This window comes from Clostridium pasteurianum DSM 525 = ATCC 6013 (assembly GCF_000807255.1).
Classification (GTDB): domain Bacteria; phylum Bacillota; class Clostridia; order Clostridiales; family Clostridiaceae; genus Clostridium_I; species Clostridium_I pasteurianum.
Map to the genome: position 1 here is coordinate 2,894,427 of NZ_CP009268.1, position 12,634 is coordinate 2,907,060.

A 12,634-nucleotide genomic window follows, 5' to 3' on the forward strand; every position below is an offset into this window, starting at 1 on the left:
TTTTCCCTCTCCTTTTATAAATTTTATTTTATATATAAATACTTTATCTATAATACAGCATTTATTTTCAAATATTTTTCTGGATGTTCTGATAAGTCCTTCACTGATTCTGGTACTTCATCCAGCCTAACCACTTTACTAATTATAGGTTTTACATCTATAATACCTTTAGATATTAATTCCAATGCCTCGGGAAATTCACCAGCACTAGTTCTTGATCCCCTGATATCGATTTCTTTTTTAGTAAAAAGTCCTGTAGGAAGCAAAGTGTCCTTTTTAGGCCATCCTGTAAATGCTATTCTTCCTGCATAGGAAACAAAATCAATAGTATTTCTTATAGCTGTATTTGCTCCAGACGCTTCAATTACAACCTCCGCCATCCTTCCGTTAGTAATATTTTTTATAACTTCCTCTGCATTTTGATTTTTTGAATTTATAATGTATTTTATTCCTAATTTCTTTGCAAACTCCAATCTTTCATCTACTATATCCACAAGTACTGGTGTTGCTCTATAAGCTAATGCAGCCAGTGCTGCCAAAAGTCCTATAGGACCAGCCCCTATTATAGCTACATGTTCTCCTTCTTTGACCTCAGTCCTGTGAATAGCATGAAGTGCTATTGTAAGCGGTTCCGCCATAGGTACTTGTTCCCAGGAAATGTTACTTGGAACTTTATTCATAAGTTTAATTGGATGAGAAAATAATTCCGTCATTCCGCCATCTATATGAACTCCTAAAACTTTTAAATCTTCACAACAATTTGTTCTCTTCAAACTACAAGGATAGCAATTTCCACAATAGACATAAGGATCTATTATTACTCTATCGTGAACTTTAATATCCTTATCATTCTCTTCTACATCTATTACTTCACCGGCTATTTCATGACCTATAACTCTAGGATAGCTTACTAAGGGATTGGTACCACGATATGCACCTATATCAGACCCGCATATACCTATGGATTTTACCTTTATGAGAGCCTCACCCTTTTTTCTAATAGGATTTTTTATGTCTTTAATACCTATTTTCCCTGGATCCTCTAAATAAACAGCTTTCATAAAAAATTTACACCTCTTTATTTAAATAAATTCTTTAAAATTTTTATTTATTCTGTATTCTTTTAATATTTCATCTACTACCTTACTAGTCCTTGCAGCACTTTCTAAATCACCATTGCATTTTCCTTTTCCCGTCAATTGATTTACTATACTTTGAATGAAAGGTTGCTGAACATGTTCAGGATCATTATATCTATATTCTACTGTATTTTCTTCTGTTTTTACATATATAGGATTTTGGCTGAAAAATTCAAAATATATTTTCCCTTTACTTCCTATTATTTCAACCTTATCATAGTTTTCAAAAGCTGTAAAACACCAAGTTCCAGTACCTTGTATACCATTTTTAAAATTCCAATTAGCTGTTACTATATCTTCTACTTCGTATAATCCAGCTTGATTGGATGCCTTTCCCTTCACTTCTGAAAGAGGTCCAAATAGAAAATCTAAAATATCAATTGCATGAACTGCCATATCAACAAATTTTCCTCCGCCAGCAACTTTTGGTATCAATCTCCAAGGTAAATTGTTCTTACAATAATCTTCTTTTTCAGTTTTTTTATATAAAATCACATTTACAAATCTTATATCTCCTATAAATTTATTATCAATTAATTCTTTAACTTTATTAAAGCGTTCCATAGCTCTTCTATAATAAGCAACAAAAGCACAGGTATTAGTTTTTTTAAATTCTTGTATTATTTCCAGACAATCTTTATAGGTCTGCGCCATAGGCTTTTCAATATAGGCAACCTTTTTAGCTATAGCACATTTTATGGCATATTCCTTATGAAAAGCTGGAGGCGTTGCAATATATACTGCATCTATAATTGGATCATTAATTAATTCATCTGCACTTTCGTAAACCTTAGGAACATTATGCCTTTTAGCATAATTCTTAGCTTTTTCGACTCTCAAACTGCTTACAGCTTCTAAGGTTGAATTTTCACATTTATAAAATCCTGGCCCACTTTTGACCTCTGCTACATCCCCGCAGCCAATCATTCCCCAATGTACAGTTCTCATCATTTTTTCACCTTCTAAAGCAATGCAGTATTTACCTTTACAATAACTTTCCTTATACTTTCTGGAGTTCCTACTGAACAGGCAGGTCTATGGACATCATTTGGAAAAAGCACTGCAAAATTTCCCGGTTTCATTATCAAATCTATTTCATTTTCTGCATTTTCATAAAACTTAATATCCTTTTCATCAAGTAAATCCTCTGTAATCTTATTATTACCAGTATCTCTAGCAAAACCTATTTTCTCCTTGCCTTCTACAGAAAATTGAACATCAATATATTTTTTGTGAACTTCAGGTTTTGCATCATTTTTTTCTTTCGTAGTAGCATCTATAACCTGTGCAAATATATCATTTCCCTCAATTTCATAGACACCTGCTTTCATATTTAAAAAATCATTATTCTTTAAATAATTAATCGTTTTCAAAATAGGTCCAGGAAGACTTTTCTCCATATCACCAAGATTATTTATATCACCAAATATCATAATTACACCCCCGAATTTTTAATTATGTTCATTATATATCCCCCTATAGTCATATTCTTGACTATTTTATGAAAGGGCTTTCATAACCATGTCTTAATTATAGTACATGTGAAAAAATATTTCAATAGTTATTTTTAAAATTTTTTTCTATAAATACTTTAATAAGACTTATCAAAATATAATAAAATTTATTTTTTCTATATAACTAACTATTTTTAAATTCACAGTTATAATTTAAATAATAATAATTGCATTATTCGCAATCTATGCAGTACTAATACCCTTGCTACTGAGTATTACTCTTATAATCAAAGAATTATATTTTTGTCCATTGTCAGTTAAGTTTGACATTATATATACTAATAAAATATAATTAATATAAAATTAAAAATAAATTAATATAAAAATTTTTTACATTAATTTATTTTTAATAATAGCAACAATAATTTACATAAATATACAATAAATCATAGATATATATTTAAAATTATAAGCGCTTTCAATTTTTTAGCTTTTATGGAGGAATAAATATGAATATATATGACATTGCAAAAGAAGCAGGAGTTTCCATAACAACAGTATCTAGAGTCCTCAATAATAAAGAGAATATAAGTAAAAAGACAAAAGAAAAAGTCCAATCTATATTAAATAAATATAATTATACGCCTAATGCTATAGCAAGAGGTTTAGTAGCCAAATCCATGAAATCAATAGGTGTAGTAACTACAGATATTACAGATATACATCATGGAAATACCGCTTATATAATTGAAAGAGAATTCAATAAAATAGGATACAATGTAATTCTCTGCAATACTGGTGGAAAAACTATGGAGAGTATTAATTATATTAAAATGTTATCGGAACGAAATATAGATGGAATTATATTGATGGGGTCGGTATTTAACGATGATGATATAAAATCTTCCATGGCTTCCTACATTAATAATATTCCCATGGTTATTATAAATGGTTTCTTAAATATAGAAAATACACACTCGATATTAGTAGATGATGCTTATGGCATAAGCCTTTGTGTAGATCATTTGATTAATAGTGGTCACAGAGACATTGTATATGTAAAAGATCAAAATACCTACAGTGCCAATCAAAAAAAAGAAGGCTTTATAATGGGTATGAATAAAAATAATCTTTCTATAGATGATAATTCTATAATAAATGTAAAAAAGGGATTAGAAGGAGGAGCTGATGCTGTAGAAAAACTCATCCAACTAAATAAAAAATTTTCAGCTATAATATTCGGTGAAGATATAACTGCTATTGGAGGCATAAAGAAACTCAGATCTTTGGGTCTTCATATTCCAAAAGATGTGGCCATTACAGGTTTTAACAATTCTATTTTTGCTAGATGCTGTTATCCTGAATTGACCTCCGTAGATAATAAGGTAGAAACTACCAGTTCCTTGAGCGTTAAACTATTAACAGATCTTATAGAAAAGAAAAATGTAGCATCGAATATATTGGTTCGTCCAGATTTAGTAATTAGGGAAAGTAGCTAAAAATTAAATTTTAACTCTGCAGTTCCAACTTTTTTGTATTTTCTAAGCTTATACTTATGGACCTGGAAATCTATATCTATATTATATCCACTGTCTTTAAGCTGCTTTAATATTTGAATGCAGTCTTGAATTATATATAAAGTTTCAGTGGATATTTTCTGTTTATTTTCCGAGAATTCCATTTTTCCAGCTTCATCAAGTTTATTACAATGACTATACAAATTTTTCACCAAATCTTTAAATTCTATTTCATCTATCTTCGTATTAAAACTATTTTTCAATATTGGAATTTCCATTTATCAGACACTCCTTTTCAACTTTTTCATTTTTTTTAATAATCACATAACATTTGATTTTTATAAAATTCTTTGTATAATAATTAATAAATATAATCTACAAACAGAGTTCTTTGTTTCAGGCGAAGTTTCTTTCCAGATGAAACTTAGAAATCGTTATTCAGAGACGTACCAGCCATTATCTCCCACTTTGATAGAAAAGTAGAGATCCCAAATTTTAATTTGGTGCGATGACTGTACAGAGTGCGTTGGAAGTATTGCGGCTGATAGTCATCGGATAAATTTTCAAATAAAATTTAGCTGCTGTTATAAATATATTATTTTTACAGCAGCTGACCTCAAAATAAGCTGTCCACTTGTTTTAGATTATTTACAAATTACTATTTTTTATACAATAATTCAATACAAATATTTTAAATAAAAAAGCTATATTACAATACATAAATAATGCATTATAATATGGCTTTTTATTACTCCAATATAAAAAAACTTTTAATTAAAATCATTGCTGATTATTATATCTTCATCTTTAACATCTATCACGGCAGTTCCGCCTTTAGATAAATTTCCAAAAAGAACTTCATCTACAAAATAAGGCTTAATTTTATGCTGTACTACCCTAAAAATTTCTCTAGCTCCATAAATTGATGAATATCCCTTTTCTGCAATCCATTTGTAACAAGCATCCGTAATCTTTAATTTTATATTTTTCTGTAAAAGCTTTTCTTCAAATTCTCTAAGTGCTTTCTTTGCAATCAGTAATGCCATGTCTTCACTAATAGGGTTAAATACTACAACATCATCAAGTCTATTTCTAAATTCTGGTGAAAATACTCTTTCAACTTCCTTTTGGATCTCTTCACCTTCCAATTTTCTCTCACCAAAACCGATTATGGATTTTCCAACTTTAGAAGCACCTGCATTAGAAGTCATTATCAAAATAACATTTCTAAAGTCAGCTTTCTTCCCTGTATTATCTGTAAGTGTTGCATAATCCATCAATTGGAGGAGAACATTTAAGATATCAGGATGGACTTTCTCTATTTCATCTAATAAAAGTACACAATAAGGAGTTTTTCTCACAGCATCTGTTAATAGTCCTCCTTCTTCATATCCTACATATCCCGGTGGTGCACCTATTAACTTCGCAACAGAGTGTTTTTCTTGATATTCACTCATATCAAATCTTATAAGAGGTATCCCCAGTATTTCTGATAATTGTTTTGATATTTCTGTTTTTCCCACTCCAGTAGGTCCTACAAACAATAAATTTGCAACAGTTCTATTGTCTTCATTAAACCCTGCTCTAGAACGTTTTATGGCTCTAACAACTGTTTCTATGGCCTCATCTTGTGAATATATTTCTGCCTTCATATCATTTTCAAGACTTTTCAACTTATCAATTTCACTAGTAGATACATTTTGCTCTGGAATTTTTGCCATGGAAGAAATAACTTTTTGAATATCTTCTTCCTTTATTATACTTATATCCTCTTCATTAGCTTTATGTATCTTAATATAGGCCCCAACTTCATCTATTACATCAATAGCTTTATCTGGGAGAAATCTATCATTAATATATTTTGCAGATAACTCTGCTGCTGCACTTAGGGCCTCATTTGTATATTCCACTTCATGAAATTTTTCATAGTTTGATTTAAGACCAAGTAAAATTTTATAAGTTTCTTCCACTGAAGGTTCCAACACCTCTATTTTTTGAAATCTTCTAGATAGTGCTCTATCTTTTTCAAAAATCTTCTTATACTCATCATAGGTGGTTGCCCCTATAAATTTAATTCTTCCATCTAGCAAAAATGGTTTTAAAATATTAGAAGCATCCATGGATCCTCCAGAGACAGAACCCGCCCCCACTATAGTATGAATTTCATCAATATATACAATAACGTTTCCCTTTTTTCTCAGCTTATTTAAAACCTTTTTTATCCTCTCTTCAAAATCTCCCCTATATCTAGTTCCTGCCAATAAGCTTCCCATATCAAGATAATAAATACTACTTCCTCTAAGAGCCTTTGGAACTTTATTTTCAGCAATTAAATTTGCCAGACCCTCTGTTATGGCAGTTTTACCTACACCAGGTTCCCCAACGTGTACAGGATTATTCTTAAATCTTCTGCATAAAACCTGTATGCTCTTTTCTAAAATATCTTCTCTGCCTATAAGAGGGTCAATATTTCCCATTCTTGCTTTTTTTGTCAAATCAATAGTAAATTTGCTTATAAAACTTTCTTCTTCATTTATACTATTTTTATCTTCACTTTGACTTTTATCACTATTTTCATTTTCACCTATGTCTTCATAATCTTCTACAAGAGAAACTCCATGAGTAATATAGTTTAAAATATCAAGTCTCTTTATACCTTGCTTCTTTAAAAAATAGCTAGCAAAATATTCTTCCTCATCATATATGGCTATAATAGCATCGCCTAATTTAATTTCATTTTTCCCCGCTGCCAATATATGTTGTGCCGCTTTATTTAATATATCTTGTATTCCTTCTGTCTGTATTGGATCAGCATTTTCTACAATACTTATATTATCTTTAAAATAAGTATTTAAATCATTTTTTAAAAGTTCCACATCTCCACCAAAGTTTTTTATCAATTTTTTTCCTTCATCAAAAAATAGTGAAGCATAAAGAATATGTTCTGGTGTAAAGTATTCGTGTTTTTTATCTTTAGCCTCATTGTAACCAGCAGTAATAATTTCATTTAATAAATCATCTATTCTCATAATTATTCCTCTTCCATACTTAATTTAAAGGGAAAGCCACTTTTTTCTGCCATATCCATAGCCTGATTAAGTTTAGTCTTTGCTATATCATAAGTATATACTCCAGCTATTCCAATACCCTTTTTGTGTACATCATACATTATCTTTGTAGCTTCAATAGCATCTTTGTTAAAAACCTCAGTAAGAACTTTAATAACAAATTCCATAGTTGTATAATCATCATTATGCATAATAACCTTATACATTCTAGGCTTTTTTATCTTTATCCTATTTTCTTCCTTAACAACAGCTTTTTCTGACACAGAGTACCAACTCCTAATCTTTTAACTTTAGGTATAAATAAAAATATTAAAATTATTTTTATATGACAATGATATCATAAAATTCAGATAATATTTATACTTTTATATATATTTATTTTTAAAATAATTTATATAGAATATTATATACTCATCTTCTTTTTTAATATTTACAAAATTATTCTATTTACTTACTTAAGACCTTGCTATTATATAGACAGCTAATTAAATTTAAAAACTCTCAATCTGTATGCATTTATTGCAGTTTTTCCAAGCTGATCCATAAGCTTATAGTTTGCATAAGCGCCTATTACTGCTCCAATTCCAGGAACTATTTGCAGCAGTTTAGCAAGATCCATATAATCTCTATATTCCTGCTGAAATTCTCTCCAATCAAAAGCTTCTTTATCTTTAGGCAAAGTTTTATAATATATATCCCAATTTTTAATAATATCAAAAGTTTCATTTCTCTTTTCCTGACTGGAGAAAGCAAGTTTAAATACATAGAGTATATACAATCTTTCTCTATAGTCCTTTACATCAAAACCATATAGACTTGCACACTTAAATAAAAATTTCATTTTTAGGCTCAAAAGTATAGGAAAATCTGCTAAACCCACCAAAAATCCAGCTCCTCCAGTACCTGCTCCACTAACTGCTGCTGCTTTTTTATAAAAATCAATCTTCTCTCTAACCATATTTTCTCTAATCTCAAGGGATTGATTTATTAACGGAGATGAAGTAGTATATTCTGAGCCAAAAATCACTGCCTTTACCATATTCTTTATTGCTTCCGTTATTACAATATGAAGCTTTTCAGGAATAATATTATTTATCTTTTTTTGAGCACCTTTAGTTAGGTTTTCCATAAATCCAGATTTTTTTGTCATTTCTTTCTGCCAATTCAATAACTCTCTTACTGCATTATCCTCATATATACCCATAAATAATCCTCCATATTAAACCTTTTTCTATAAAACCATATTATTAAATTATTTTTAAATCTATTTTAGCATCTCCTATAAGTTTCAAAATTTTATATAAAATATGTTATTTCTACATATTTTATAATATAAACTTCTATTATTTTGTATTAATTTTTATTATTTGTAACAATAATGTATATTTTTATTGTAAAGTAATATTTTCCTCATGTATAATATATTATTATATTATTATATATTTTTAAAGGAGAGATTTTATGGAAACCAATACTGGACTTATAAAAAACAACTCTGAGTTAAGAGCTCTATCTCGAAAACAATTGAAAGGAAAATGGGGAACAGCAATTTTATTATACTTTATATTTTTCCTTATAACTGGATTATTAGGATGCATACCTATTGCTGGAGCAATAGTATCTTGGATTATATCTGGGCCACTAACATTTGGACTCATTTCATGCTTTTTAAGACTTGTACGAAATGAAGATTTTAGATTCGAAAATTTATTTGATGGTTTTAAAAATTTTGCATCTTCATTTGTATTAATGTTATTAATGGGAATATTTACATTTCTATGGTCTTTACTTTTCATAATACCTGGTATAATTGCTGCATACAGATATAGTATGGCTTTTTATATACTCAATGATAATCCTGAAATAGGAGCAATGAATGCACTACGAGAAAGTAAAAAAATGATGACAGGTCATAAAGGTAAATTATTTCTTCTTCACCTTAGCTTTATAGGTTGGGGTATACTTATATCAATTGCTTTAGTCTTAGGATATGTTATTGTTATTTCGTTACTTGATACAAGTATTGTATTAGGTATTATTTTATTAATTTTGGCAGCTATAGGCTATTTGTTCCTTATTCCCTATATCAATACAACAACCGCTAATTTTTATGAGAATTTAAAAGAGGTTTCAAAGTATTAATCTGTAAATAAACAGTATCAATTCATTTAAACTTGGAAGAGTTTTATTATACCCTTCCAAGCTTAGATGAATTCAGTGGCTACTAATGGAATAAAAAATATTTATTCGTATACCCATTTAAATTTTACTTATAAAATCCTGCCATTCTTTTAATATTCCTAAGCTTTCAAATTTATTTGTAAAATGCATTCTTAGCTCTTGTCTCAATTCAATATAATTTTCTAATTGATTCTTTCTTTGAAAATATTCTCTTAAAATCTCCTGTTCTTCTTTGGATATATAATAACTAAAATTCTCATTTATGTTTTGAAGATCCTCCAAAGTAATTGGCATAGTTTTATTTTCATCAGCTATAACTATAGTAGATGCTGCAAAATCCCCTAATCGCTTATATTTCTTTGAAAAAAACATTAATACCACACCTACTCCAAGCATATCTATAAATATCTTAAATAAATTTCTTATAGCAGAGTGTTTTAATGTAATAGGCTGACCATTTTCTCTTATAGTTCTTATTTTAAGAATTTTTTTTCCAAAAGTTGCTCCATTGGTATTAAGCTCAAAAATTATAAAATAAGCATAAATAATTAATACAGAAATAAATAAACATATACCTAATATCCATCCATAATATTTTACCCAAAACCAATTTGAATAATTTCTTATAAGTACTGCTGCAACAATAAGTAAAACTATCGCTATACTTTGAATAAGCATGTCAATAAAAGCTGCAGCACTTCTTGACCCTAGTCCTGCAAGAGCATACTCTATATCTATATTTTCAGGGGTTGTAATTTTAATTTTTTTCATATTATCACTCCAATACAAATATACACAATTTCACCTTAATCTGATAAAATAGTCATGAGGTGAAAATATTGAACGAAGAAAGATTTATTAAGTCAAATTCAGACACTTGGAGAGAACTTGAGGAACTTTCCATGAAAATTCATAAAAAAGGTATTAAATCCTTATCTTCAACAAATGTAAAAAAATTTTTAAGCCTTTTTAGGCTAAGCAGTCACCACCTAGCTTATGCAAAAACTCATTATCCACAGAGTAATGTAGTGATGTATTTAAATTCTATAATTGGTAAAAGTCAAAACTATATTTACACTGTAAAAAAGATACCTCTGCAAGAAATTAAAGATTACATATGCTATGGCTTCCCAAAACTTTTAAAAACATACAGATGGTATATATTAGGCTCCTTTTCATTTTTTATTATAGGAACATTATTGAGTCTTATATTAGTTCTATATAACTCCGACAATGCAAATATTTTTTTAGATCCAAGTTTGGTACAGGGAATAAAAAGCGGTAGATCTTCTGGGAACAGCCAATGGAATTATCCACTTATGTCCAGCTATATAATGACAAATAATATTACTGTGTCATTAAAAGCTTTTGTTATGGGTATAACCCTAGGAATTGGTACAATTTATGCATTATTTTTTAATGGTGCACTCCTTGGTGCTCTAACGGCATTGATTTATTCCTATGGTGATCCAATAAACTATTGGTCACTGATTTTACCCCATGGAATAATTGAACTCACAGCTATATTCATCTCTGGAGCAGCAGGCCTGATAATTGCCAAAAGTATACTTATACCCGGTGAATATTCCAGAATACATTCTTTAATAAAAGGTACAAAAAATGCTGTGTCCTTACTTGGCGGAATAGTATTTATGCTTATAATAGCAGGTATTATAGAAGGCTTTTTTACTCCTCTTAATATTCCTGCAGTAATAAAGCTTATCTTCGCCGCTGTAACTGCTTTAATTTTAGCTATATATTTTTCACTTCCCTATATAATAAAAAAATAGTTAATTAAAGTTGCATTTACATTAAAGTTGCTAAGACAGTCAGTATTATTAATATAGATATCCACAGTTTTATAATCAAATATTTATAATTATAAATGCATTTTAAAATTATAAATTTATACTTCAAGTTGGATATCTATATCACTCAACATTACCTAGTGCTTATAAACTATAAATAACTTTTATTTTTAACCTGAATATATTTATTCACTGCGGCATACTCAATTTCTTCTGCGGCGCATTCCAGACAAAGAACCCCTCTCCTATTAAGTAAACTTATAATTTTACGTCTATCCTCTAAAAGCTCCAGTGCCACACCTTTATTAAATATATCTTTTTCATTTTTAATTTCCATAGTACTTATTTTATTTAATTCCTCATTTTTCATTAGTATTATTACAACTCTATTGTTTCTTGAAATAATGGGCAATACTTTAATCATATTTTCTGCTTCTTCTAAAGTATCAAAATCCGTAAAAAGAAAAATTATACTATTATGACGTTCTTTCTTCTTAAAATAGTAAAAGGCTTCATCATAATTTGAAGTTTCATTATTGGGTTGTACGTGATAGAGCATTTCCAGCATTTTAGCTCTATGCTCATTACCTTTACCTGGCAAAAGCATGTTTTTCACTTCTGTACTGAATAATATAAGTGCTGACTGATCTCCAGTACGATTTACTACATCGGATAAAACAAGGGCAGTATTTACTGCCATATCCAGCTTTCTGTAGCCCTTTATACTGTAACTCATAGGTCTGCCTGCATCTATAAATATATATACGTGCTGATTTTTTTCTGGTTCATATTGATTTATTATAGGTTTATTTGCTCTAGCTGTAACCTTCCAATTAATTTTTCTATACTCATCACCAGATACATATTCTCTTAAACTTTCAAAAGAAGTTCCCTTTCCAAGAATTCTCAAATTTCTTTGACCTTGTTTAAACATTCTATTATTGCATATACTAATCCTATATTTACGAAGATTTTTTAAATTGGGATACACTTTATATTCCTTAGAAATATTTATTTTAAATATTTTTTCACATAGCCCTAATTTTCCTCTACATTTTACATAGACATTATTAAAAGTAAAGGCTCCTCTTTTAGTTGGAACTACAAAATACTGTAGAAATTTCTTCTCTTTAGGAAGTATATAGTCTTCCATAATTTTATTTTCAGCTTTAAAATGGAAATCAGGTATCTCATCCTTCAATTTCACATATAACTTATAATCACCTTTATTGTATACTTTAAAACCTATAGACTCTTTTTCATAAATAGATAGATTTTCATCTCCACAGCGTTCAACTATAAAATCCTGCTCATTAACGGATATAAAGTAATCTGTTATAAGCAGTGCAGCACAGATTAAATTATAAATTATAAATAAGCTAAAATAATTATTTACTATAATTTCCAAAATAAGGATTAAAAATCCCAGACACAATAAACAAATAAAACGTCTAGTAAAATTCAATA

At 28.9% G+C, this 12,634-nt stretch carries 12 protein-coding genes; 3 read left to right on the forward strand and 9 right to left on the reverse strand.

Features of this window, described 5'->3' with window-relative positions; genetic code table 11:
• Positions 1 to 47: 47 nt before the first annotated feature.
• The 3 genes from CLPA_RS13160 to CLPA_RS13170 are packed head-to-tail and all read right to left on the reverse strand — an operon-like array spanning position 48 to position 2,572.
• The gene (locus CLPA_RS13160; protein WP_003442724.1) at positions 48 to 1,061 is read right to left on the reverse strand and encodes a zinc-binding alcohol dehydrogenase family protein; all 1,014 of its coding nucleotides are present in this window, start codon (positions 1,059 to 1,061) and stop codon (positions 48 to 50) included.
• 21 nt (positions 1,062 to 1,082) lie between these two features.
• Entirely contained in the window at positions 1,083 to 2,090 is a 1,008-nt protein-coding gene (locus CLPA_RS13165; RefSeq protein WP_236900342.1) for a Gfo/Idh/MocA family protein, read from the reverse strand.
• 11 nt (positions 2,091 to 2,101) lie between these two features.
• Positions 2,102 to 2,572 (reverse strand): NanQ anomerase/TabA/YiaL family protein, encoded by a 471-nt coding sequence (locus CLPA_RS13170; RefSeq protein WP_003442726.1) that lies wholly within the window; start codon positions 2,570 to 2,572, stop codon positions 2,102 to 2,104.
• 530 nt (positions 2,573 to 3,102) lie between these two features.
• Between CLPA_RS13170 and CLPA_RS13175 the strand changes: the two genes are divergently transcribed.
• Complete coding sequence (locus CLPA_RS13175) at positions 3,103 to 4,092, forward strand: LacI family DNA-binding transcriptional regulator (RefSeq protein WP_003442727.1); 990 nt, start codon at positions 3,103 to 3,105, stop codon at positions 4,090 to 4,092.
• Here the strand turns inward: CLPA_RS13175 and CLPA_RS13180 are convergent.
• The 4 genes from CLPA_RS13180 to CLPA_RS13195 form a co-directional block, all read right to left on the reverse strand.
• Positions 4,089 to 4,388, reverse strand: a complete 300-nt coding sequence (locus CLPA_RS13180) for a hypothetical protein (RefSeq protein WP_003442728.1) — start codon at positions 4,386 to 4,388, stop codon at positions 4,089 to 4,091. The two genes, CLPA_RS13175 and CLPA_RS13180, sit on opposite strands and share 4 nt — an antisense overlap.
• 492 nt (positions 4,389 to 4,880) lie before the next feature.
• Positions 4,881 to 7,139, reverse strand: coding sequence for an ATP-dependent Clp protease ATP-binding subunit ClpA (gene clpA / locus CLPA_RS13185; RefSeq protein WP_003442729.1), 2,259 nt, complete (start codon positions 7,137 to 7,139; stop codon positions 4,881 to 4,883).
• Positions 7,140 to 7,141: 2 nt separating this feature from the next.
• On the reverse strand, positions 7,142 to 7,441 hold the full coding sequence (locus CLPA_RS13190) for an ATP-dependent Clp protease adaptor ClpS (protein ID WP_003442730.1): 300 nt from the start codon (positions 7,439 to 7,441) through the stop codon (positions 7,142 to 7,144).
• Between the two features lie 218 nt (positions 7,442 to 7,659).
• Positions 7,660 to 8,382 (reverse strand): EcsC family protein, encoded by a 723-nt coding sequence (locus CLPA_RS13195; protein WP_003442731.1) that lies wholly within the window; start codon positions 8,380 to 8,382, stop codon positions 7,660 to 7,662.
• Positions 8,383 to 8,639: 257 nt separating this feature from the next.
• Here CLPA_RS13195 and CLPA_RS13200 point away from each other — a divergent pair, with 257 nt between their 5' ends.
• Positions 8,640 to 9,320, forward strand: a complete 681-nt coding sequence (locus CLPA_RS13200) for a DUF975 family protein (protein ID WP_003442732.1) — start codon at positions 8,640 to 8,642, stop codon at positions 9,318 to 9,320.
• A gap of 117 nt (positions 9,321 to 9,437) precedes the next feature.
• On the opposite strand, the gene CLPA_RS13205 is transcribed toward CLPA_RS13200, so the two are convergent.
• Positions 9,438 to 10,130, reverse strand: coding sequence for an RDD family protein (locus tag CLPA_RS13205; RefSeq protein ID WP_003442733.1), 693 nt, complete (start codon positions 10,128 to 10,130; stop codon positions 9,438 to 9,440).
• Between the two features lie 68 nt (positions 10,131 to 10,198).
• On the opposite strand from CLPA_RS13205, the gene CLPA_RS13210 reads away from it, so the two are divergent.
• Positions 10,199 to 11,149, forward strand: coding sequence for a stage II sporulation protein M (locus CLPA_RS13210; protein ID WP_003442734.1), 951 nt, complete (start codon positions 10,199 to 10,201; stop codon positions 11,147 to 11,149).
• A gap of 169 nt (positions 11,150 to 11,318) precedes the next feature.
• On the opposite strand, the gene CLPA_RS13215 is transcribed toward CLPA_RS13210, so the two are convergent.
• Positions 11,319 to 12,632: a DUF58 domain-containing protein gene (locus CLPA_RS13215; RefSeq protein WP_003442735.1), complete on the reverse strand. Its 1,314-nt coding sequence runs from the start codon at positions 12,630 to 12,632 to the stop codon at positions 11,319 to 11,321.
• Positions 12,633 to 12,634 lie beyond the last annotated feature (2 nt).